Source organism: uncultured Deefgea sp. (assembly GCF_947072475.1).
Lineage (GTDB): Bacteria > Pseudomonadota > Gammaproteobacteria > Burkholderiales > Chitinibacteraceae > Deefgea.
The window spans coordinates 13,528-37,191 of record NZ_CAMTIA010000011.1; the positions used below are offsets into that span (position 1 = coordinate 13,528).

21 protein-coding genes are annotated in these 23,664 nt (G+C 47.3%); 11 read left to right on the plus strand and 10 right to left on the minus strand.

From position 1 onward, the window contains the following. Positions 1 to 27 precede the first annotated feature (27 nt). From Q0V82_RS05735 to Q0V82_RS05750, 4 genes are all read left to right on the plus strand, one after another. Positions 28 to 1,272, plus strand: coding sequence for an ABC transporter substrate-binding protein (locus tag Q0V82_RS05735; RefSeq protein ID WP_297573422.1), 1,245 nt, complete (start codon positions 28 to 30; stop codon positions 1,270 to 1,272). A 92-nt stretch (positions 1,273 to 1,364) separates the two neighbouring features. Continuing rightward, on the plus strand, positions 1,365 to 2,264 hold the full coding sequence (locus Q0V82_RS05740) for a carbohydrate ABC transporter permease (protein ID WP_297573424.1): 900 nt from the start codon (positions 1,365 to 1,367) through the stop codon (positions 2,262 to 2,264). A 162-nt stretch (positions 2,265 to 2,426) separates the two neighbouring features. Further along, positions 2,427 to 3,281, plus strand: coding sequence for a carbohydrate ABC transporter permease (locus tag Q0V82_RS05745; protein ID WP_221021368.1), 855 nt, complete (start codon positions 2,427 to 2,429; stop codon positions 3,279 to 3,281). Positions 3,282 to 3,324: 43 nt separating this feature from the next. After that, positions 3,325 to 4,413, plus strand: a complete 1,089-nt coding sequence (locus Q0V82_RS05750) for an ABC transporter ATP-binding protein (RefSeq protein WP_297573429.1) — start codon at positions 3,325 to 3,327, stop codon at positions 4,411 to 4,413. A gap of 133 nt (positions 4,414 to 4,546) precedes the next feature. Here Q0V82_RS05750 and Q0V82_RS05755 read toward each other — a convergent pair whose 3' ends face one another. From Q0V82_RS05755 to aceA, 3 genes are all read right to left on the minus strand, one after another. After that, positions 4,547 to 5,170 carry a glutathione S-transferase N-terminal domain-containing protein gene (locus Q0V82_RS05755; protein ID WP_297573432.1) on the minus strand — a complete coding sequence of 208 codons (624 nt, stop codon included), beginning with the start codon at positions 5,168 to 5,170 and terminating at the stop codon, positions 4,547 to 4,549. A gap of 129 nt (positions 5,171 to 5,299) precedes the next feature. Continuing rightward, a complete protein-coding gene (aceB, locus tag Q0V82_RS05760; RefSeq protein ID WP_297573435.1) occupies positions 5,300 to 6,871 on the minus strand; it encodes a malate synthase A in 1,572 nt (523 codons plus the stop codon). A gap of 99 nt (positions 6,872 to 6,970) precedes the next feature. Continuing rightward, positions 6,971 to 8,251, minus strand: coding sequence for an isocitrate lyase (gene aceA, locus Q0V82_RS05765; protein ID WP_297573437.1), 1,281 nt, complete (start codon positions 8,249 to 8,251; stop codon positions 6,971 to 6,973). A gap of 370 nt (positions 8,252 to 8,621) precedes the next feature. Here aceA and grpE point away from each other — a divergent pair, with 370 nt between their 5' ends. The 3 genes from grpE (at position 8,622) to dnaJ (ending at position 12,410) form a co-directional block, all read left to right on the plus strand. Continuing rightward, positions 8,622 to 9,173, plus strand: a complete 552-nt coding sequence (grpE, locus tag Q0V82_RS05770) for a nucleotide exchange factor GrpE (protein ID WP_297573440.1) — start codon at positions 8,622 to 8,624, stop codon at positions 9,171 to 9,173. Positions 9,174 to 9,299: 126 nt separating this feature from the next. After that, positions 9,300 to 11,213, plus strand: coding sequence for a molecular chaperone DnaK (gene dnaK, locus Q0V82_RS05775; RefSeq protein WP_297573442.1), 1,914 nt, complete (start codon positions 9,300 to 9,302; stop codon positions 11,211 to 11,213). A gap of 72 nt (positions 11,214 to 11,285) precedes the next feature. Further along, entirely contained in the window at positions 11,286 to 12,410 is a 1,125-nt protein-coding gene (gene dnaJ / locus Q0V82_RS05780; protein WP_297573445.1) for a molecular chaperone DnaJ, read from the plus strand. 65 nt (positions 12,411 to 12,475) lie between these two features. Here the strand turns inward: dnaJ and Q0V82_RS05785 are convergent, their stop codons facing one another. Next, entirely contained in the window at positions 12,476 to 13,630 is a 1,155-nt protein-coding gene (locus tag Q0V82_RS05785; RefSeq protein ID WP_297573448.1) for an ABC transporter substrate-binding protein, read from the minus strand. 244 nt (positions 13,631 to 13,874) lie between these two features. On the opposite strand from Q0V82_RS05785, the gene coaD reads away from it, so the two are divergent. The 3 genes from coaD (at position 13,875) to Q0V82_RS05800 (ending at position 16,970) form a co-directional block, all read left to right on the plus strand. Further along, positions 13,875 to 14,360, plus strand: coding sequence for a pantetheine-phosphate adenylyltransferase (gene coaD / locus Q0V82_RS05790; protein WP_226764825.1), 486 nt, complete (start codon positions 13,875 to 13,877; stop codon positions 14,358 to 14,360). An 87-nt stretch (positions 14,361 to 14,447) separates the two neighbouring features. Continuing rightward, positions 14,448 to 15,386: a class I SAM-dependent methyltransferase gene (locus Q0V82_RS05795; RefSeq protein WP_297573452.1), complete on the plus strand. Its 939-nt coding sequence runs from the start codon at positions 14,448 to 14,450 to the stop codon at positions 15,384 to 15,386. Between the two features lie 144 nt (positions 15,387 to 15,530). Beyond that, positions 15,531 to 16,970 carry an exonuclease domain-containing protein gene (locus Q0V82_RS05800; protein ID WP_297573455.1) on the plus strand — a complete coding sequence of 480 codons (1,440 nt, stop codon included), beginning with the start codon at positions 15,531 to 15,533 and terminating at the stop codon, positions 16,968 to 16,970. Positions 16,971 to 16,974: 4 nt separating this feature from the next. Here the strand turns inward: Q0V82_RS05800 and Q0V82_RS05805 are convergent, their stop codons facing one another. From Q0V82_RS05805 to Q0V82_RS05815, 3 genes are all read right to left on the minus strand, one after another. After that, positions 16,975 to 17,142 carry a hypothetical protein gene (locus Q0V82_RS05805; protein WP_297573458.1) on the minus strand — a complete coding sequence of 56 codons (168 nt, stop codon included), beginning with the start codon at positions 17,140 to 17,142 and terminating at the stop codon, positions 16,975 to 16,977. 214 nt (positions 17,143 to 17,356) lie between these two features. Further along, entirely contained in the window at positions 17,357 to 17,695 is a 339-nt protein-coding gene (locus Q0V82_RS05810) for a DUF1622 domain-containing protein (protein ID WP_297573461.1), read from the minus strand. Positions 17,696 to 17,763: 68 nt separating this feature from the next. Further along, complete coding sequence (locus tag Q0V82_RS05815; protein ID WP_297573465.1) at positions 17,764 to 18,624, minus strand: PIG-L deacetylase family protein; 861 nt, start codon at positions 18,622 to 18,624, stop codon at positions 17,764 to 17,766. A gap of 219 nt (positions 18,625 to 18,843) precedes the next feature. Here Q0V82_RS05815 and Q0V82_RS05820 point away from each other — a divergent pair, with 219 nt between their 5' ends. Next, the gene (locus tag Q0V82_RS05820) at positions 18,844 to 19,902 is read left to right on the plus strand and encodes a DUF475 domain-containing protein (RefSeq protein WP_297573468.1); all 1,059 of its coding nucleotides are present in this window, start codon (positions 18,844 to 18,846) and stop codon (positions 19,900 to 19,902) included. On the opposite strand, the gene Q0V82_RS05825 is transcribed toward Q0V82_RS05820, so the two are convergent. From Q0V82_RS05825 to Q0V82_RS05835, 3 genes are all read right to left on the minus strand, one after another. Beyond that, the gene (locus Q0V82_RS05825) at positions 19,899 to 20,309 is read right to left on the minus strand and encodes a globin family protein (RefSeq protein WP_297573471.1); all 411 of its coding nucleotides are present in this window, start codon (positions 20,307 to 20,309) and stop codon (positions 19,899 to 19,901) included. The two genes, Q0V82_RS05820 and Q0V82_RS05825, sit on opposite strands and share 4 nt — an antisense overlap. A 130-nt stretch (positions 20,310 to 20,439) precedes the next feature. Further along, positions 20,440 to 21,420, minus strand: coding sequence for a TerC family protein (locus Q0V82_RS05830; protein ID WP_297573474.1), 981 nt, complete (start codon positions 21,418 to 21,420; stop codon positions 20,440 to 20,442). Between the two features lie 371 nt (positions 21,421 to 21,791). Further along, positions 21,792 to 23,405, minus strand: coding sequence for a methyl-accepting chemotaxis protein (locus tag Q0V82_RS05835; RefSeq protein WP_297573477.1), 1,614 nt, complete (start codon positions 23,403 to 23,405; stop codon positions 21,792 to 21,794). Positions 23,406 to 23,664 lie beyond the last annotated feature (259 nt).

Sequence of the window (23,664 nt, forward strand, 5' to 3'; positions counted from 1 at the left end):
AATTAAAATCATCTGGAGATTACGATAATGCGTCTTACCAAGTTGGGTTTGCTGGTTGCAGGAATGGGCATTGCGTTCGCAGCACAGGCTGCTGAAGTCGAGGTCTTGCATTATTGGACTTCAGGCGGTGAAGCCAAGTCAGTGGCTGAATTAAAAAAAATGATGGAAGCCAAAGGTTACACCTGGAAAGATTTTGCCGTGGCCGGTGGCGGTGGTGAAAACGCCATGACGGCGCTCAAAACGCGCGTGGTTTCTGGTAACCCACCAGCGGCAGCACAAATTAAAGGGCCTTCGATTCAAGAGTGGGGCGCTGAAGGGGTGCTGGCTTCAATTGATGACGTGGCGAAAAAAGGTGGCTGGGATAAATTATTGCCACCGGTGGTCTCCAGCGTCGTGAAATACAAAGGTCAATACGTTGCCGCGCCAGTGAATGTGCATCGGGTGAATTGGCTGTGGGTGAATCCAGAATTATTGAAAAAAGCCAATGCCAAAGTGCCAACAACTTGGGATGAGTTTTTTGTAACCGCTGCGGCATTACAAAAAATTGGCGTTCAGCCAGTGGCGTATGGTGGCCAACCTTGGCAAGACAGCACTGTATTTGAAACCGTTGCTTTAGGTGTGGGTGGTGCTGATTTTTATAAAAAAGCCTTTGTACAACTTGATCAAGGTACTTTAAGCGGCCCAACGATGATTAAGGCCTTGGAAACGTATAAAAAAATCAAACCTTTTACCGACAAAAATAGCTCAGGCCGTGAATGGAATTTAGCCACCAGCATGGTGATTAATGGCAAAGCCGGTATGCAGTTTATGGGCGACTGGGCCAAGGGCGAGTTTATGGCGGCAGGTAAAGTACCGGGCAAAGACTTCCTGTGCGTAGCCGCACCGGGTACTGCCAATGCGTACACCTTTAATATTGATAGTTTTGCGATGTTTAAATTGAAAAACAAAGAGGCTGAAAAAGGGCAGCAAGCATTAGCCGCAACGTTGATGAGCCCAGAGTTTCAAGAGCTATTTAACTTAAACAAAGGCTCAATTCCTGCTCGTTTGGGCGTGAATATGAGCAAGTTTGATCTGTGTGGTCAAAAGTCAGCTGAAGACTTCAAGATGGCATCGACTAAAGGCACTTTGATTCCATCGTGGGCACATGGCATGGCGATGAAGTCAGCAACGCAAGGCGCCATGTTTGATGTGGTAACGCAGTTCTGGAATGACGACAAAATGAGCGCGAAAGACGCGGCAGTCAAAATCGCTAAAGCAGCGAAAACCATGTAATTTCCTCTAGGGTATATGGATGAGGACATTTAAATAAAATAGCTCCATTCATATACCCATCTATTTATCTTTGCTTTTGCGGAGAATCCAATATGACGATGCCTGTCCGTACGGCCCAATATGGGTTTGCGGAGCGCTGGCTGCCGCGCCTCGTTTTAGCCCCGTCGTTTGTTCTGACCCTAGTTTTTTTATATGGCTTTATTGTCTGGAATGGCTATTTGTCATTCACCACCTCGCGCATGCTGCCCAATTATGAATGGGCCGGTTTAGCGCAATACATCACCTTATTTGACAATGAGCGCTGGTGGGTTGCAGTGCGTAATTTAGTGATTTTTGCGGTGCTATTTATTGGCGGTGCAATGGGCATCGGGGTTGTATTGGCCATTTTATTGGATCAAAAAATCCGTTTTGAAGGTGCCATTCGCACGATTTATCTTTACCCCATGGCCTTGTCTTTCATTGTGACCGGCACGGCGTGGAAATGGATTTTGAATCCCGGCTTAGGGATAGAAAAATTAATGCATGACTGGGGCTTTACCCAGTTCACGTTTGATTGGTTAGTTAATTCCGAAATGTCGATTTATACCGTGGTGCTGGCCGGATTATGGCAATCATCGGGGTTTGTGATGGCGCTGTTTTTAGCCGGTTTGCGTGGGGTGGATGATTCGATTATTAAAGCCGCGCAAATTGATGGCGCGAGCTTGCCACGAATTTATTGGAAAATCGTGTTACCGGCATTGCGCCCGGTGGTGTTTTCCACCTTGATGGTGCTCTCACACATTGCGATTAAAAGCTTTGATTTGATTATGGCGTTAACCGGCGGCGGCCCAGGCTATTCATCGGATTTGCCGGCAACCTTTATGTATTCAATGGCCTTTACACGCGGACAAATGGGGGTGGGTGCGGCCAGCGCGATGATGATGCTGATGGCGGTAGCAGCGATTGTGGTGCCGTATTTGTATTCAGAGCTGAGGAAAGACGGTAATGGTTAATGTCCTATCACAAGATATAAAAACAACGGCGAACGCAGAGACGCAGAGACGCAGAGGAACGACTTTGAGTATGAACTTAGCTCAAATCTGTACGATGCCATCTGATGTTTTTCTCCGCGTCTCTGCGCCTCTGCGTCGGGTTTGCGTATCAGGGAGAATGGTATGAACCAAGAACGTTTTTGGCGGGGTTTGGTGTATGCCGCGCTGGTGTTTGCCGCGCTGTATTACTTGATTCCGCTGTATGTGATGCTGACAACGTCGGTGAAAGACATGGAAGAAATTCGCACAGGCAACTTATTGTCCTTCCCGCAAAACATTGGCTTTGCCGCATGGGGCAAGGCGTGGAGTTCGGCGTGTACTGGGGTTTCTTGTGATGGTCTATCAGGCTATTTTTTGAACTCAGTCAAAATGGTGATTCCTGCGGTGTTGATTTCAACGACGTTGGGCGCGATTAACGGCTATGTGTTGTCGAAATGGCGTTTTCCGGGCTCCAATATTGTGTTTGCGATGATTTTATTTGGGGTGTTTATGCCATTTCAGGTCTTGCTGCTACCGATGGCGCAAACCTTAGGTTGGCTAGGCATTGCCAGCACCACCACCGGCTTGGTCTTTGTGCATGTGGTGTGTGGTTTAGCCTCAACCACGCTGTTTTTCCGCAATTACTATGTGGGCATTCCCGATGAGCTGATTAAAGCGGCGCGGCTCGATGGCGCTGGGTTTTGGCGGATTTTTTGGCGAATTATTATCCCTATGTCGACGCCGATTATTATGGTGACGTTGATCTGGCAATTTACCAATATTTGGAATGATTTCTTATTTGGTGTGGTTTTCTCCGCCGGAGATAGTCAGCCGATTACCGTGGGTTTGAATAATATGGCCAATACCTCGACCAATGTGAAGGAATACAACGTCGATATGGCTGCAGCACTGATTGCGGCGCTACCAACGATTGCGGTGTATGTGTTTTGCGGCAAGTATTTTGTGAAAGGTTTGTCGGCAGGTGCGGTCAAAGGTTAAGTCAAGTGATGACTTGGCTTACTCAATCAATTTGGAGAATGCAATGGGTGCTTTAGCCATTAAAAATGTCACCAAGACATTTGGTGATACGCAAATTTTAAAAGGCATCAATATTGATATTGAGTCCGGTGAGTTTTTGATTTTGGTTGGCCCATCCGGTTGTGGTAAATCGACCTTGATGAATATTATTGCGGGACTAGAAAGCCCAACGACGGGTGAGGTTTGTATTGCGGATCGTGCCGTCACCAATGTAGCGCCAAAAGATCGCGACATCGCGATGGTGTTTCAAAGTTATGCCTTATATCCAACCATGACGGTTCGACAAAATATTGCTTTTGGCTTAGAAACGCGCGGCATTGCGAAGGCGGAGCAAAATGAAATCATTGCTCGCGTTGCCAAAATGCTGCAAATGGATCATTTGCTTGAGCGCAAACCGGCGGCTTTGTCGGGTGGACAACGGCAACGTGTGGCGATGGGCCGCGCATTAGCCCGTAATCCCAAGCTATTTTTATTTGATGAGCCGCTATCGAATTTGGATGCCAAATTGCGCGTTGAAATGCGCGTTGAAATCAAGCAATTGCACCAGCGCCTGAAAACGACGATTGTGTATGTGACGCACGATCAGATTGAAGCGATGACTTTGGGCGACAAAATCGCCGTCATGAAAGACGGTGTGATTCAACAATTTGGCCGCCCACAAGATATTTATGAGAACCCAGCGAATCTTTTTGTGGCGAGTTTTATTGGTTCACCCTCAATGAATTTTATTCCCTGCCATTTAATTGAGCATGACGGCGAGTTGGGAGTTTCTTTGCAAGGGATGGCGAGCCCATATTTTATTAGCTTGGCGGGACGGCCTAATTTGCGTGCGCGTTTGGGTGAAAAAATCACCCTAGGGATCCGGCCAGAACAACTGGATGTGGCTGAGGCGCAATCGAGTGCGCTGGAGTGCAAGGTGAAAATCACCGAGCCGACGGGGCCTGATACGATGGTGTATACCGAAGTCAATGGCGTTGAAGTGATTGCTCGCGTGCATCCACGACTAGTGCCCCCTACAGGGCAGAGTATTAAGCTGGTGCTGGATATGAAAAAAGTGGTGTTATTCGATCCGGTGACGGAGAGTAGAATTTAAACGCAGCACGGCCAATAAAAAAGCGCAGATTAAAAACTGCGCTTTTTTATTGGTTATTGGTTTAGATTCTGTTAACGCGGGTCTGGCAGATCATACCTAGGCGAGCGTAAACCAACGTCAACAGCGCTTAGATTTAAGCGAGAGAAGTCATCGCTACTGGCCGAGTTTCAACCATGGCCGCGCGCTCGCCAACCCGCAGGTGATATTGTTGTAAGGCGGGGTAGTGAGTGGCCCATTGCAGTTGGGGTAGGCGTAAATCCAAGTATTCAAGCATACAAATCACCGCGATATCCGCAATGCTATATGCATCGCCAGAAAACCAGCGCTTTTCTTCCAGTTGGCTTGCTAGTGCGCTGAGGCCTCGTTTGATTTTGTCTTGCTGGCGGTTGATTGCATCGTGGCTTTGCAAGGCGCTAGGACGGCGCTGCTCCAGCACGATGGCAACGGCGGCATCACAAATCCCATCGGCTAAAGCCGCAGTGCGTTTGGCGCTAATCATCGGACGTTGATCGCTTGGAAATAACTTACATACTGGCGATAAGTAGTCTAAATGCTCGGCGATAACGCTTGAATCATAAATAACCCGACCATCATCGAGCGCCAAAACCGGCACTTTACCCAGTGGGTTATAGCTTTGAATCAGGGCGTCGTCTTCGCCGGGCTTGGCGATGATCAGCTCAAAATCGATCTTTTTTTCCGCCAAGACAATGCGAATTTTCCGACCAAAAGGGCTATGTAGTGCGGTAATCAGCTTCATTTTATTGGCTTCTCTTGAGACCGAAGTAAGATTCTAGGAGGCATTGGTAAGATAGGCCAGTGAATCCACACCGATACAACAAAAATGCCTCGGTTTCCCGAGGCAGATTAATGACTACATCGAGTCCGGTTAAGCAATTCTGGCGTAGCCCGGCAAAGTCAGAAACTCAATAAACTCATCGGCAGTGGTGATTTGGTCAAAGAGCTTGGCCGCCTCAGTCAAGGTGGCGCTAAAACGGCCTTGCGCTTGGATTTTAGCCACTTCTTCAGGCAACCATTGATGAAACATCGCCACGGTGACTTTGCGGCCATCATCGAGTACGCCCTTGTCTGAGCGTAGCCATTGCCAAATTTGCGAGCGACTAATTTCAGCCGTGGCGGCGTCTTCCATCAAGTTATGAATCGGTACGCAACCCATACCGGCTAACCACGATGCCAAATACTGCACACCGACCGAGATATTGCCGCGTAAACCGGCCTCAGTAATTGGGCTTTCGGGTTGGAAGTTGAGTAAATCTGCTGCCGAGCAGGCAATATCAGCACGCTGTTTGCTAATTTGATTGGGCTGATCGCCCAAGATCACATCCCAAGCGGCCATCGCGACAGGAACTAAGCCCGGATGCGCCACCCAGCCACCATCGTAGCCATCACCGGCATCGCGCTCTTTATCGGCACGCACTTGGCTCATGGCTTTTTCGTTGGCCACTGGATCGGATTTAACCGGAATATACGCCGACATGCCGCCCATTGCTGGTGCGCCACGCTGATGACAGGTTTTGAGTAGTAATAAGGAGTACGCGCGCATAAACGGCACGGTCATGGTGATTTGGCTGCGATCGGCTAGGCAAAAGTCGCGATCCATGCGGAATTTTTTGATGCAGCTAAAAATATAATCCCAACGCCCGGCATTTAGACCTGATGAATGCTCACGCAATTCATATAAAATTTCATCCATTTCAAAAGCGGCCAAAATCGTTTCGATCAGAACCGTGCCCTTAATACAGCCATGGGGCGCCTCAAGCTGACGTTCGGCCCAAGTAAACACGTCATTCCATAAGCGTGCTTCAAGATGGGATTCCATTTTGGGCAAGTAGAAATAACAAGAGCTGCCTTGGCTGAGGCGATATTGCAGATTGTGAAACACCACTAAACCGAAATCAAATAGCGAACCGGACATGATTTCGCCATCGACTTCGAAATGTTTTTCCATTAAATGCCAGCCACGTGGCCGAATGACGAGGGTGGCAATTTCAGCGTTGAGCGCGTAAACCTTGCCTTCTGGGCTAGTAAAGTGGATTGTGCGGCGATAAGCATCACGCACATTGATTTGGCCTTCGATTTGGTTATTCCAAGTGGGGGTATTGGAATCTTCGAAATCGGCCATAAATGATTTTGCCCCAGAATTAAGGGCATTGATCATCATTTTTCTTTCGACTGGACCGGTAATTTCGACGCGTCGATCTAATAAATCAGCCGGTAATGGGCTGATTTGCCAGTCGCTGGCGCGAATGTTTGCCGTTTCGGCAAGAAAATCAGGTTTGATGCCCGCATCCAATTGCGCTTGGCGAGTTTGGCGAGCGGTCATTAATTCACGGCGGCGGGGTTCAAATTGACGGTGTAGTTGCGCCAAAAAATCAAGTGCCGCTGGCGTTAGGATGCTGCTGACTTCTGGACTCGTTTGACCTTTAATTCGCATATTCATTGTGATGCTCCCTTGCAAGAGACTGTGACGACACAAGGTGCCGTCACAGGGTATTTGTCGCTACACCTTATTTAGCATGCTCTATATGCTAATACCCGATTAATGAAATTGTTCTTCTTCGGTAGAACCTTGCAAGGCGGTGGTGGATGATTTGCCTTGTTGAATCACTTGAGTCACTTGATCGAAGTAACCGGTGCCAACTTCCCGCTGGTGTTTTACTGCGGTAAAGCCGCGTGATGCAGCAGCAAATTCAGCTTCTTGCAATTCAACAAAAGCGCTCATGCCTTCGCGTGCATAGCCATGCGCCAAATTAAACATGCCGTAGTTCAAGGCATGGAAGCCTGCCAAGGTGATAAATTGGAATTTATACCCCATGGCACCGAGTTCTTTTTGGAACTTGGCAATCGTGGCGTCATCAAGGTTTTTCTTCCAGTTAAACGATGGCGAGCAGTTATAAGCTAGCAATTTACCAGGGAATTTGGCATGGATAGCATCGGCAAATTTGCGCGCATATTCCAAATCAGGCTTGCCGGTTTCACACCAAACCAGATCCGCATAAGGGGCATACGCTAGACCGCGAGAGATGGCTTGGTCTAGACCTGGATACGTCTTGTAAAAGCCTTCCATCGTGCGCTCGCCAGTGCAGAATGGTTTATCGTTGTCATCTACATCGCTGGTGAGCAAATCAGCCGCTTCAGCGTCAGTGCGTGCCACGATAATGGTCGGTACGCCCATCACGTCGGCAGCTAAACGCGCGGCAACCAGTTTTTCGATGGCTTCACGCGTTGGCACCAAGACTTTGCCGCCCATATGACCGCATTTTTTAACTGAGGCCAGTTGGTCTTCAAAGTGAACCCCAGCAGCACCGGCTTCAATCATCGCTTTCATCAACTCGAACGCATTCAGTACGCCACCAAAACCCGCTTCGGCATCAGCAACAATCGGTGCGTAAAAATCAATACTGTCATCACCTTCTGAGTGATTGATTTGGTCGGCACGCGCTAAAGTATTATTAATACGGCGAACAACTTGCGGTACTGAATTGGCTGGATACAGTGATTGATCTGGGTACATTTCACCGGCTTGATTAGCATCCGCCGCCACTTGCCAGCCAGAAAGATAAATGGCTTTAAGACCGGCTTTGACTTGTTGCATCGCTTGATTACCGGTCAATGCGCCCAAGGCGTGAACGTAAGGCGTCTCATGCATGAGTTGCCATAGTTTTTTTGCGCCATGACTTGCAAGGGTATATTCCTGCAATAAAGTACCTCGCAAACGATCTACATCCGCTGCGGTATAAGGGCGTGTTATGCCCGTCCAACGCGGGTTGGTCTGCCAGTCATTTTCGATTGCTGCGATGCGTTTTGCTTGCGTGCTCATACTGATCTCCGTGTTGGTTAGGGCAATTTTGAGTGTACTTATTTTGAACACCTTTTAAGTGGTCACTTTGGCAGCAATCTAAAATCATTGGGTATATACAATACTCAGGGTGGTTTTAAATCCTTGGCCTCAGTGATCAAGCGCGGTATTTCAATTGTCTATCGTGTGCACTCGCTATTGCTTTCATTGAAGCAGGGTTTTTATTCAGTGCAATGTTTTTATTGCGCTGCACCATAGTGTAGTCGAATTATTCTTACTACATATTGGGGCTTGCCTGTAGAGGGTTTCTATTTTGTCGGTGACCCCGCTCTTGAAAAGCAAGTGCCTACCCCCATTTCATATCGGAACGTAACAAATTTGGAGTGCAGCAATGAGTCAAGACAATATTCAAGACGTAAATAAAGACGCAATTGAACAAGAGCCCGTCGTGGCCCCTGCGGTAGAAACCGTGGCTGATGAAGTTGATAGTGGCATTGAGGCGCAATTGAGCGCCGCTTTGGCTGATCTAGATAAAGCACGCCAAGATATTTTGTATATTCGCGCTGAAGCGGAAAATGCCCGTCGCCGTGCATTAGAAGAAAATGAACGCACCCGCAAATTTGCTTTAGAAAAATTTGCGCGTGAAGTCATTGCCGTCAAAGACGCGATTGATATGGCTTTGCTGGATGAATCGGGCAATTTTGAAGGGCTGAAAACGGGCGTTGATTTAACCGCGAAAAGTCTTAGCAATGTGTTTGAAAAGTTTGATCTACTGGAAATTAACCCGATCGGTGAAAAATTAGATCCAAACAAGCATCAAGCAATTTCAATGGCACCCAGTGATGAAGAAGCCAATACGGTGATTCAAGTGATGCAAAAAGGCTATGAATTATCTGGCCGCGTAATCCGCCCAGCCATGGTTGTGGTTGCGGCAGCAAAATAATTTATTAGCATAAATGAAGTCGGTGGGCTTGAAATGCAAATACCAATCCCCACTTGATTATTAAGGTTAATTGAACAAGGTGCTCCGCTTAGCGTGAGCCGCAATTAGAAAGAAGGAAAATACGACATGGCTAAAATTATTGGTATCGATTTAGGTACAACCAACTCTTGTGTGGCTGTTTTAGAAAACGGTCAACCTAAAGTGATCGAAAATGCTGAAGGTGCGCGCACGACACCTTCGATTATTGCTTATCAAGAAGACGGCGAAATTTTGGTTGGCGCGCCAGCTAAACGCCAAGCGGTAACAAACCCAAAAAATACTTTGTACGCAGTGAAGCGTTTGATCGGCCGCAAGTTCGTCGATAAAGAAGTAAAAAAAGACATCGATTCAATGCCATTCTCGATCGTGGCTGCGGACAACGGCGATGCTTGGGTTTCGGTTCGCGACAAAAAAATGGCACCACCGCAAATTTCGGCTGAAATCTTGCGCAAAATGAAAAAAACTGCCGAAGACTACCTCGGTGAAGAAGTCACTGAAGCCGTTATTACGGTTCCGGCTTACTTTAACGATAGCCAACGTCAAGCGACTAAAGACGCCGGCCGTATCGCTGGTTTGGACGTAAAACGCATTATCAATGAGCCAACTGCTGCGGCAATGGCGTTTGGTATGGATAAAGTGGGCCAAGGCGATCGCAAAGTTGCGGTGTATGACTTGGGTGGTGGTACGTTTGATATTTCGATCATCGACATCGCTGATGTGGATGGCTCGACGGCATTTGAAGTATTGGCTACCAACGGCGATACCTTCTTGGGCGGTGAAGATTTTGACCAACGTTTGATGGATTACATCATTGCTGAGTTCAAGAAAGAACAAGGCATTGACCTGAAAAACGACGTAATGGCATTGCAACGCTTAAAAGAAGCGGCAGAAAAAGCCAAAATCGAATTGTCGAGTGCAGCACAAACTGAAATCAACTTGCCATACGTAACAATGGACGCAACGGGTCCTAAGCATTTGGTATTGAAAATCACTCGCGCTAAATTTGAATCTTTGGTTGAAGACTTAATTACCCGCTCAATCGAGCCATGCAAGATTGCGCTGAAAGATTCCGGTCTAAAAGCGTCAGACATCGATGATGTGATCTTGGTTGGCGGTCAAACGCGTATGCCGATGGTGCTGGAAAAAGTAAAAGAATTCTTCGGTAAAGAGCCACGTCGTGACGTGAATCCAGACGAAGCGGTTGCAGTTGGTGCGGCATTGCAAGGCGCGGTATTGGGTGGCGATCGTAAAGACATCTTGCTCTTGGACGTTACGCCATTGTCACTCGGTATCGAAACTTTGGGCGGCGTGTTGACTAAGCTGATCAAAAAGAACACCACGATTCCAACTAAGGCATCACAAACGTTCTCTACCGCTGAAGACAACCAAAACGCAGTAACGATTCACGTGTTGCAAGGTGAGCGTGAAAAAGCGTCGGCGAATAAATCGTTGGGTCAATTCAACTTGGGCGATATTCCAGCGGCAGCGCGCGGTGTACCACAAATTGAAGTGACTTTTGATATCGATGCTAATGGTATCTTGCACGTTGGTGCGAAAGACAAAGCATCAGGTAAAGAAGCTAAAATCACGATTCAAGCGTCATCGGGTTTGTCAGAAGCCGAAATCGAAGCGATGGTAAAAGACGCTGAGTTGAATGCGGAAGAAGACAAAAAATTAGTCGAATTAGTGCAAGCGCGCAATGCGGGCGAAGGCATGATTCATCAAGTGACTAAAATGTTGGCGGATGCTGGCGATAAAGTGACTGCTGACGAAAAAACCGTGATTGAAGCCGCAGTGAAAGAGCTTGAAGAAGTAGTTAAAGGCGACGACAAAGAAGTGATCGAAGCTAAGACTGAAGCATTGATGCAAGCGAGCCACAAAGTTGCTGAGAAAATGTACGCTGAGCAAGCCGCACCAGAAGCTGGTGCAGCACCGGCTGGTGATGCAAAAGACGATGGCAACGTGGTTGATGCTGAATTTACCGAAGTAAAAGACAAGTAATTTGGCATAAGCAGATAGGCACAGCGCTTGCAATGCAGGCGGCTGTGCTTTTTTGTCTCAGGGATAAGCATCATGGCAAAAAAAGATTTTTATGACATTTTGGGCGTTAATCGCGACGCTTCAGACGAAGAAATTAAAAAAGCGTATCGCAAACTGGCGATGAAATACCATCCGGACCGTAACCCGGACAGCAAAGAAGCTGAAGACAAATTTAAAGAAGGTAAAGAAGCCTACGAAATTTTATCGGACGATCAAAAACGCGCAGCCTACGATCAATACGGGCATGCCGGTGTTGACCAGCAAGCCGGTATGGGTGGCGGCGGTGGCGGCGGTTTTGGTGATTTTGCTGATATTTTTGGTGATATTTTTGGCGGTGGCGGCGGTAGTAGCCGTGGCGGACGGAGTAATGTTTATCGCGGTGCTGATTTACGCTACAACATGGAAATCACGCTGGAAGACGCGGCACGTGGCGTAGAAAAGCAGATTAAAATTCCATCGCATGATGAATGTGACGTTTGCCATGGTTCTGGTGCTAAGCCCGGTACCGAAGCAACAACCTGCCATACCTGTGGCGGTCATGGTCAAGTTCGTGTGTCGCAAGGTTTCTTTAGCGTTCAGCAGACCTGCCCGACATGTCATGGTTCGGGGAAATACATTCCTGACCCATGTCGTAATTGTAAAGGCACTGGTCGCGTGCAAACGCACAAAACATTGGCGGTAAAAATTCCTGCTGGTGTGGATGAAGGTGATCGTATTCGCTTGAGTGGAGAGGGCGAAGCCGGTGTGAATGGTGGGCCTCCAGGTGATTTATACGTTGTGATTCATGTTAAAGAGCACGCCGTATTTAATCGCGAAGGCAATGATTTGCATTGTGAGATGCCAATTAGTTTTAGCTGTGCGGCATTGGGCGGTGAAATCGAAATTCCTACTTTATCGGGTAAGGCGCGAATTACGATTCCAGCAGAAACGCAAACCGGACAGGTATTTCGTTTACGTAGCAAGGGGATTAAGGGCGTGCGTAGCGCAATGACTGGCGATTTAATGTGCCATGTTGTGGTGGAAACGCCAGTGAAGCTCACTGCGCGTCAAAAAGAATTGCTAAAAGAGTTCGAAGAAATCAGCCAAGGTGATTCAGATAAGCACAATCCGCGTGCTAAATCATTTATGGATAAAGTGAAAGATTTTTTCGCAACTTAATGCGTTTGAATTGGTGTTAACAATAAAAAAGAGCCGATTCGGCTCTTTTTTATTGAATAGCGCAACTATCGGGATAACGCCCCTGTTGGTGACATCATAGTGATTTCGCCAAAGTTGGAACCATTGCGATTTTTGTCACTGTAATCAATGGTAAATCCGCCTAAATCATATTTTTTCATTGTGGTTAAGGCGTTGTAAATACTTGAACGAGTCGGGGTTTTTCCTGCTCTTTTAATGGCCTCAACAATGAGCCGAGCAGAAATATAACCTTCGAGCATGGCATAACTTGGGTAATTGGCAATGGCTGACAAAGATTCTTCTTTGCCTGAACCCGTTCCCATTTCATTAAAAACGGCAGCTTGAAATTCTTGAATCAACTTGCTGCGGCTATTATATGGATAAGGATAGGCTTGGCTAATTCCTAAACCATGCGCCCCTTTCTTACCAATTGTTTTGGCGACCTCTTCAAACTGGACTGGCGAAAGAGAGTAAAGCTGTGATGTACCGCCTTTCTCTTTATATTGCTGCACAAATGAAGCGGCGGGTTTAGAGAGCGCAACGACAATAATGGCTTCTGGATTTATTTTAGCGAGCTCTTGTGCGGCTTTATTGGTGTCGCCGGATTTGTTGTCATACCAAGCTTCACCGACTAATTTAAGCTGATGTTTGGCCAACGAAGCTTTTAATGCTGCCACGCCAGCCTCGCCTAATTCGCCTTTTTCGGCAACGACCGCAACTTTAGTAACCCCTAAATTACCGACGAGTAATTTGATTATGCGATCAGTTTCTTGATTGTAACTACTGCGGGTATTAAAAATAAATAAATTACCGGCATTGCGAATGGATTCGGCACCACTATGAACACCAACTAAAGGAATGCCTGAATGATCTAATGTTTTGGTTTTGATGAGCTCAGAAATACCTGAGGTGCCAAAATAAGAAATTAATGCCACTGCATTTTCTTTTTCAATAAAGTCTTGGGTGTTTTTTAGTGTTTTTTGTGCGTCGTAAGCATCATCACGCACAATGTGATTGATTAATTCGCCGTTGATACCGCCTCGGCCATTAATACTATTAAAATAGAGCGAAGCGCCAAGCGCAATCGCTTTGCCGGTTTCGGCGGCAATACCCGTGGTGGGTACGGATTGCCCAATGACAATTTCTGCATTTGCAAAAGTCGCGATGGATAAACTGGCGCTAATAATGAGTTTTTTTAACACGTCCTATTCCCCTCCAAGTGTCATTCTTTATCGAGCATCTTAAATTATTGTTTGCTGATGGTATAGTATTCAGCGAATACGGCGTTGTAATGCGACGAAGTACCGTCAATTTGAGCATTTTAGGGACGGTGACTGAGTTAGAATAACGTTAATGGTGCAGTGCACCGTGCGCAGATAGTTTGAATCTTTTATTTCTTTGGGGTTGCGCCATTCCTTAAGCGTCCCGTTGTTTTGGAGTGTTGTCATGCGGCGTGCCGTTTACGCAGGTAGTTTTGACCCTGTAACAAAGGGGCATTTATGGATGATCGAGCATGGCGTTAAATTATTTGACGAAATGATTGTCGCCATTGGTGAAAATCCCGATAAACGTTACACGTTTAGCGTTGAAGATCGTGTGGCGATGCTGCGCGAAACCACCAATCAATGGCCTAATTTACGCGTTGAAACCTTTGAAAATCGTTTCTTAGTGGATTATGCGCGTGAGCAAGGTGCGCAATTTATTTTGCGGGGGATTCGTGAAGCAGCGGATTATGAATTTGAACGCAAAATGCGCTATGTGAATGCTGATCTAGCGCCACACATTGATACGGTCTTTTTAATGCCGCCGCGCGAGATCGCCGAAATCAGCTCGACGATGGTGAAGGGCTTAGTTGGCCCCACCGGTTGGGAAAATGTCGTGAAGCAATATGTGCCTGATCCGGTCTTTTTGCGTTTGCTGGCCGGCCGTTAAACCTTGATTTTGTGGAAATAAATACCACTAAGCTCATCGAAATCGGTCTGAGCTGTTAAACTACGCTTTTGCTTTTCAGTTGCTGCCATGTCTGATCTCTCCAGTTATAAAAATCGTCTCACTAAAAATATGCGCCATTGGGGTAAATGGGCGCGCCGTCAGGGGCTGACTTGCTATCGCATTTATGACCGTGACGTGCCTGAATTTCCAATGATTGTTGATGTGTATGGCGACCGTGTTCATTTACAAGAATACGATACCGGCTGGATGGAAACGGACGAGGCGTATTCAGCCTGGGTGGATGAAGTCCATGCGGCAACGGCCGAGGTGTTTGGCATTCCGCTTGAGCAAGTGGCGCTCAAAATTCGCAAGCGGATGAAAGGGCTGACTCAATACGAGAAAGCCGAAGGCGCGGGCGAATTTTTTGTGGTGCAAGAAAATGGCCTCAATTTTGAAGTCAATCTGGAAGCTTACCTTGATACTGGTTTGTTTTTAGACCATCGCAATACGCGTAAGCGGGTGATGATGGAAGCGAAGGGCAAACGATTCCTTAATTTATTTAGCTATACCGGCGCGTTTAGTGTGTACGCCGCTGCAGGTGGCGCGGCGTCGACCTTAACGGTGGATTTGTCCAATACCTATCTGGATTGGGCGGGGCGCAATTTTGCACTGAACGGCATGAATGAAATCAATCATCAGCGAGTGCGTGCTGATGTGTTTGAGTTCTTGCGTGAAGCGACGTGTAGCCCACAAAAATATGATTTGATCGTGATGGATCCACCGAGTTTCTCGAATTCAAAAAAAATGCTCGGTGTGCTTGATGTGCAACGTGACCATGCTTATTTAATTGAATCTTGCATGGCCATGCTGGCACCGGGCGGCGTATTGTATTTTTCGAACAATTTACGCAGTTTTGAATTAGACCCGATGTTTGTTGATCGTAGCGAAAACCTAACGGCAGAATCGATCCCTGAAGATTTTCGCAATAAGCGCATTCATCAGTGCTTCCGACTGGTAAAGAAATAGTCGCAAACGCGTCTAAAATTGCCCCGAGCTTGGATTGACTTTGGCCTATTGGGCTAAGGCACTCCAAGCTTTTTGGTTTTATGGCTCGCGCAATGTATTGCTGCGGGCATTGATTGATATTTAATTTATTTATTGAGCTGACGTATGACGCATCCGTTTTATCCCGCGCCGCTGGTGTTGCTTGATTTGGAAACAACGGGTGCTAACCCTTCGAGTGATCGAATTACTGAAATCGGTTTAATTCAAGTGGATTCATCAGGTATAAGCTCCTGGTCCTCGTTGGTTAATCCTTGCCAAGCAATACCCCCATTTATTCAGAATTTAACGGGCATTGATGACGCGATGGTTGCCGATGCGCCGGTATTTGCAGACTTAGCCGATGAGGTGCTCGATAAGCTGCATCATCGAATTTTTGTCGCGCACAATGCCCGGTTTGATTACACCTTTTTGCGCAATGAATTTAAGCGTTTAGGGCGGGTATTTCGTGGCAAAGTGCTATGTACCGTGCAGCTCTCTCGTAAACTGTATCCCGAAGAATTCAAGCACAGCTTGGACGCTTTAATTGCCCGCCATGATTTGCAATATAGCGGCGAGCGGCATCGTGCTTTGACCGATGCGCAATTGATTTATCAATTTCTTCAAGCCGCGATCAATGATTTAGGTCGTGAGCGTGTCAGTGCTGCGATTGATGAGCTGATACGTCCGCCGGCATTGCCGAGCCAAATCTCAGACAGCGTGATTGATGATTTACCCGATACGGCAGGCGTCTATGTATTTTATGGTGAGCAGGGCGAAGCCTTGTGGGTGGGGAGCAGTCTGAATATTCGCCGTCGGGTCTTGCAGCATTTTGGTAAAAAAGCCAATGAAGGCCCTGCGGCGTATCTGGCGCGTGATCTGCGTCGAATTACTTGGGTCGAAACCGCTGGTGAGCTCGGTAATACCTTGCTTGAGCGGCAACTGATTCAAACTTTTCGGCCAAGAATGAATTCATCAATACGGCACAAAGTAGATCAAACTCAGTCGCTATGGCAGATCGAATTACCTAAAGTAGTGCGTGGTGCAGCGATATTGCCGCTGCAACCGCAATTGATCGCTTTGACGGCATTAAGCCAAGCTAGCGGAGAATTGTTCGGCCCATTTCGGGGCGCACGCGAAGCACAAAATCTGATGAATCGAATCATTAAATCCCAAGGCTTATGCCGACAAGCTTTAGGATTGGAAGCCGCTAAAAAAGACGGTTCACCCTGTCAGGCGCATTTGCAAGGCGATTGTCGCGGTGCTTGTATTGGCCACGAGCCCATGGGCTTACACAATGGCCGCCTACTGGCCGCACTCGCCAAGCATCAATTAGCGCCGTGGCCTTATGCTGGCGCAGTCGCCATCAGCGAAGGGCCAGAGTGGTCGCCAGTTTGGCATGTATTGGATCATTGGTGCTATCTCGGGACCATTGGCCATCTTGATCAATTGCCGGCATTGTTGGCGGCAGAACGTCCTGCATTTGATGTCGATATGGCTAAATTGATTCGGACTGAGCTTAAAAAAACCAAAACCGATGTCCTTGATTGCGCTGCTCTGGCGGCTTGATCGGCTAATAGCTGCGATATTCTAAATGCTGCCAGCAGCATTTGGCCGAATCGCCCGCTTGGCATAAAGCCTGCGAAGCACTGGGTTTGCTCGCTAGGGTACGCGGCGTTAATAGCGTCGCACTGCCGATGGTGGCAGCCAAGCAAAGGATCAAAACCAGTACTGATTTCATGTTAATTCCTGTTTAAAACACTTTTTAATCTTTCTTTTATAGAAAGAAACGTCGGTATGAGCAATGACTATCAATCGCTCAAGTGACTTAGTTAACAGGCGTAACTGGGCAATGATTGAATCCACGTCGATGAAATCGTCATGAACTAGGGGCTGGAGAGCTTTGATTTAGCCGCTGCGATTGGCAATGGGCGGCGTATGGGAGCAAACGACGTTTAATTCTTTTTTTGCCACGGCCAGCGGCCGGTGAGTTCAAGCTCCATGGTAAAGCTCAAAAAGGTGCGGATGATCACCACCAAGCCTAGCTTGAGTAGGTTATCTACCGTGAGCTCAATGGCGATGGTGTAAATAATGTCGCTGATAATCAAAAACTCAAGGCTTAATAAAATCCCCCTCCCGAGTTGTTCTCGCAGGGCATTGTAAGCTGCATCAATGGTCTGACTACGGTAAACATCACGCACAAAAAGACATAAACCCAGCAAGGTGGAGAGTATTAAAATCGCGATGCCCAAGTATTCAACGCCAGTGGCGAGCGTGTGTAAAGTCAGTGTCATGACTATCCCTTTTGCCATATTGAGTGCGTAAAAAAACCGCAGTTTTGAACTGCGGTTTTTTTAGAGCATTAAGCGAAAATCGCTTGGATCTCATCGCTTTCACTCAGGGTGAATTTTTTGTCGGTTGCCAGCAATTGCTGCCCATCAAAACGGCTAATGTGATAAATCGTTCCAAATGAGAACGTCGGTGCTGCAGCACCTTGACCACCGCACACCTCCGCACCACGGCGAACGTTATCGGCCATCCAGCCAGTCAAACGTAAATGATACGGATTACGACGTACTTCTTCCACGTGGCAAGCGAGCGCGGCGATCAGATCGGCGGTGTCTTGTTGGCTGGTCGCGATGAGTGCATTTGGCGCTTCCATCTGACGCCAAAACTCACTTTGCACCACGGTGCAAGCGTGCTGAGCGGCTTTAAGTGCATCCATCAGCAAGTAATGCGTACCAATGTGCGCTGAGTGGTAGTCATTATTGTGCGGGAACACCACCACCTGTGGCTGGTATTGCTCGATCAATTGGCGAATGACGGCGACTTTTTCTGCCCAAGCACTTGGGTTGTTGTCGCGGGTTTTGCAGTTCACATCCATCAAACCACCAGGAATGGTCTCAAGCAAGTCCCAACCAAGGTAATCACAGGCATTTTTAACTTCAACCCAGCGCTCTGGTTGACGTTTTAGACTTGAGCCTTGCGAAACAGCTACGTTCATTACGCGAAAGCCCGCTTCGCGACCAAGGCGGAGCGGCAGCGCGCCGATAATGCATTCGTCGTCAGGGTGCGGCGCAAAAATCATCACCACCGGAGCATCGGCAGCCAATACCGGTTTTGGGCTATGTCCCAAGGTATCTAAATTGGCGAATAAGGGGGCATCTGTTTTTTGTAATAAAGCATTGTGCGCTTCAACCAGCGCGAGGTAAGGATTGCTCATTAAGAAACTCCGGGGCAGTGAGCCAAAGACAAAATCAATAGGTAAGAGTATAGGCTTTCACACTCTTGAGACCAAGAGTCAGTCGCCATCTAGTGGCCGCTGAATTGATAATTCACAGTTTTTTCGTGGAAAATAAGCAGAAATTTTATGGCCGTAGCCGCAATTTTATTGCGCGGGCTAAAGTGCGGCATAATAAGACACATCTAATCGAGGCATTTTATGATTCGCTATTTCCACAGTTCATTGGTCGTGACCCTGATTGGCTTAATTGGCGCATGGTTCATCGCGGGCTGGGGGGGCTTGTGGATTGCTTTTAATTTGGCCCTATTAGAAACCAGCTTAAGTTTTGATAATGCGGTGGTGAATGCCTCGGTACTCAAGCATTGGGACGAAAAGTGGCGAAAACGCTTTTTGCTGTGGGGTATGCTCATCGCGGTGTTTGGGATGAGGGTGCTGTTTCCCTTGCTGATTGTGGCGGTGATTGCCCAAATGCCACCATTACCGGGGCCAATGGCGCTGTGGCATTATCTGAGCTCGGGGCTGTGGCCGGCCAATGATGTGTTGTCGATGGCCATTGCGGCACCGCATCGCTACGCCGAAATTTTAACTTCAGCGCATATTGAGGTCTCAGCTTTTGGCGGGACTTTTTTACTACTGGTATTTTTGAATTTTTTTATTGATGCAGAAAAAGACATTCATTGGTTACGCCCTGTTGAGCGCCTGCTCGCCAAATTGGGCAAATTAGATTTGGCCGCATTGTTGTTGTGCTTGTTATTACTGATTGTATTGGCTGGATCCTTGCCCGTGGCAGAAGCCTATCGGTTTTTAGTCGCCGGTATTTGGGGCATGATTGTTTTTATGCTGGTCGATGGTTTGGGAGCGCTGATCGGTGATGAGGGCGCGGCAGCAAAAACCGGGCTAGCCGGATTTATTTATCTGGAAGTGCTCGACGCTTCTTTCTCATTTGATGGCGTTTTAGGTGCATTTGCATTAACCAGCAATATCTTTTTGATTGCGATCGGGCTGGGCATTGGTGCCATGTTTGTGCGCAGTTTTACTTTGCTATTGGTGGAGAAGGGCACGCTCAATGCGTTTAAATATCTGGAGCATGGCGCATTTTGGGCCATTGGTGCTTTGGCTGCGGTCATGCTCTTGGCGGCTCGGTTTCATATTCCAGAGGTTGTGACGGGCGGCGTGGCGGCGTGTTTGATTGTATTGGCGGCGATTCACTCTTGGTTGATTCGCCCGGCCTTGCAAACCGCAGCGAAACCAGATTAAACCGTGGCGGTTTTCATGACTTTAGCCATTAAACGGTAGGTTGCCGACCATGCTTCACGCGTTTCATCATTAAAACCATCGCCCAAACCAATCTTGAGCGTTCTTAACAAGGCATTGCCAACCAAGGTGTAATGCGCATCTTTCACGCCATAGTCAAGATGGCGTACAGCCAGTTTTTCTAATACCGGCACCAGCTTAGGTAAATCATTCAGGCTGCCCACCGCCAGCTTGAGTGTGCTCATGAGCATTTTTCCTTGTGCTTTCATGTCGTGTTTAAACATGTTTTGCAAAGTAGGATCAATGGCAAACAACTGCTGATAGAAAATCACCGCCGCTTGATCGGCGATCGGCTCAACTTTGGCAAAGCTGTCTTGTACCAAATGAATCTGCTTAGGGGTCAATGACATGGCGTACTCCGGTTGGATTATTTACTTTAGCCGCTTGATGCTTGTATTGATTAGAAAGCTGATCGATGGTTTTTGTCAGGGTAATAAAAAACCCCGCATCAGCGGGGTTGAATACAAAGTGCTGCGTTAATTATTTCTGTGGATCATTCGGCTCGTCGCGAGTTTTCCACAACGAGTACAAGACCCCAGAGAGCAATAAGCCAAAAGTAACCACCAAAGACACCAAGGTTGGAATCTTAAACGCCACCAATTGGATGTCGTTCAGATACACCAAACCGACCTTGATCCCGATAAACACCAAAACCACGGCCAAGGCATATTTTAGATAATGGAAGCGATGCACCATTGCGGCCAAAGCAAAATACAAAGCACGCAAACCTAAAATAGCAAAGATGTTCGAGGTATACACAATAAACGGATCTTGTGTGATGGCGAAAATCGCTGGGATACTATCGACAGCAAACACCAAATCAGCGGTTTCTACCAAGATCAAACACAAGAATAACGGCGTTGCCCACCAACCTTTGGCCAAACCATGCTGCTCGCCACGCACCCAAAACAGGTTGCCATGAATCGCTGTCGTAAAGCGCATGTGCTTACGTAGCCATTTATAAAAACCATTGTCTTCTAATTTGCCGTGTTCATCATCGGCCAGCAGCATTTTAATCCCGGTCACAATCAAGAATGCCCCAAAGATCATTAAGATCCATTGGTATTCAGACACCAAGACCGCGCCGACGCTAATCATAATCCCGCGCATCACGATGGCGCCCAGAATCCCCCAGAACAACACGCGATGTTGGTAAATTCGTGGCACGCCCAGACTAGTAAAAATCAAAGCAATGACAAAGACATTGTCCATTGACAGTGATTTTTCAATCAAATAGCCGGTAATGTATTCCATGCCAGATGTTGCGCCGCGATACCACCATAACCAAGCGCCAAACAATAAACCCATGGCAATATACATTGCTGAAAGTTTTAAACTTTCTTTAACGCTAATTTCGTGGTCGTCTTTTTGCAATACGCCTAAGTCAAATGCTAATAAAGACAGCACCACTACAAAAAACATCAGCCAAACCCACACCGGGTAGCCGACCCAAAGACTCATCAAAATATCCATCACTGCACCTGTCGTTATTTAATCGGTGAATTCTAATGGGTATTGGATTAAAGCTCCCAAAATAAGTTGCATCATTTGCATAGATCGCAAAAATAAATCTAAATGGGGAACAAACAGCATTGCGCGACCCAAATGCAGCCAATAGCGGCATTTTAAAATGAATGGATTACTTTCTGTCATTCGGCAAAAGGCTGCTCGCCTCGCCGTGCTCGATGTGCTCGATGTGCTCGCCGAGCTGTCTGCGGCTTGAGCGCATTTTTGTGCGATTGCGTAGCAATCAACAATCGCCAAAATAGAATGTGAAAACGGCTGAGTCTGCCAATGCAAACTCAGCCGTTTTAAGCGATTGCTAGTGCTGATTACACTTTATAGCGTGCAATCGCCTCATCGAGCTCGTTACCTAGCTGTTTTAAACGACCACCTTCAGAAGCCGTCTGCTCGGCAACGCTACTACTTTCCTCACTCATTTGTGCGACCCGCTCAACTTGCTGCGCCATCATGGCGCTAGCGGTGCTTTGCTCGCGCATCGAACTCGAGATTTCACTCACTTGTGCGACAACATCATCTGCGCTTTTGCGAATATTACTAATCGCCGTGCTAGCCTCGTGCGCCATGCTGACGCCATTATCGACTTGGCGTACGGTTTGCTGCATGGTTTGCACCGTGTGATTGGCCTCGTTTTGAATCTCGGCCACCATGCTGGTGATTTCTTGCGTTGAGCTGGAAGTGCGTTCAGCCAGCTTACGCACTTCATCGGCCACCACCGCAAAACCACGCCCCAGTTCGCCAGCACGTGCCGCTTCAATCGCGGCGTTGAGTGCCAATAAATTGGTTTGATCGGCAATGTCTTTGATGACATTCACCACCGAGGTAATGCTGTTGGTACGATCTTTTAGGTTTTCAATTTGCCCAGCCGATTGGCGCACTTGATCGGCGATTTGGTTGATGCTGTTGATGGTATTGTCGATCACTTCGCCGCCCGTTCCGGCTAAACGACCCGCTTCGCGTGCGGTCGTATCGCATTGCTGCGCCCGGTCGGCCACATGCGTCACACTCACCGTCACTTGCTCAACACCAGCGGCCATGCTCGATGCTGATTCACTCACGCCGCGTGAGGCACTGGAAAGCTCAGAGCTGGAATTAGATAGTCCATTCACGCAAACACCGACTTGGCTACCAACGTGAGCCAGCTTTTGTAAACTCGCTTGTAAAGTGTCGAGCAGACCATTGAGTGCAACGGCTGATACGCCGATTTCATCTTGGTTTTTGATTGGCATACGTTGGGTAAAGTCAAAACGCGTACCTAAATCGACGATAAATTGGCGCATTTCATTCAGTGGCAGGGTAATGCTGCGTGAAATATATAAGCCAAGCATAACAAATACAATCAACGACACTATGGCGATAATGATGCTTTGCGACATCGAGTTTGCAATCGTGTCGTTAACGGTTTTTTTCAGCTGATCGGTCAGTTCTTCATTATATTTTTCGGTTTTATTAAAAGCTTCGTTGAGTTGATTGCCGATGGGCAGCACTGTTTCTTCGTAATTCTGCAGCGCTTCAGCTGATTTGTCGGCATACGATAGCGCCATGGTTTCTTTGCTCGCGGCGAGATAGCTTGGCAACAGATCGCGGATGGCCGCCAGATTGGCTTTGTCGGTATCGTCGTACAGCATGCCCGCGTATTTTTTCAGATTGTCATCTAATTCGGTATGCAATTTATTGTACTTTTCTTCGGTAGCGCGCATTTTAGCTTGATCGGTGTGCGCCACATGCACCACCAGATAGCGGCGCATGTCGCCAAAATCAGTACGCGCACTGCCTAAAACCACAATCGACGGAATGATATTATCGGTTACGTCATAACTGGCGGTTTTGATTTCACTAAAATGTTTATAGCTAAGGCCAGAAATCACTAGCAAACCTAGTGAGGCAACTAAGATCAATATGATTAGTTTGTGTACGATTTTCATGGTGGTTCATCCCAATTAGCAAACACGATTCTGTTACGATAGTTGTTTGTTTTGTAAGGGCAAGGCGTTTTTGTCTTTCGTTTGTGTTTTGCTATAATTCCACTGCATGAAAGGTTTTGTGTGTGGGGGGGGCATTTTGACCGATGTCATGAATTTTTGATGAATATCGGTGTTTTTTATAATGAATGAAAAAATGATGTTTTTTTGACCGCCATTGTCATCTTGATATAGCTGAATTTGACGCAGATCGAGCAGGCAT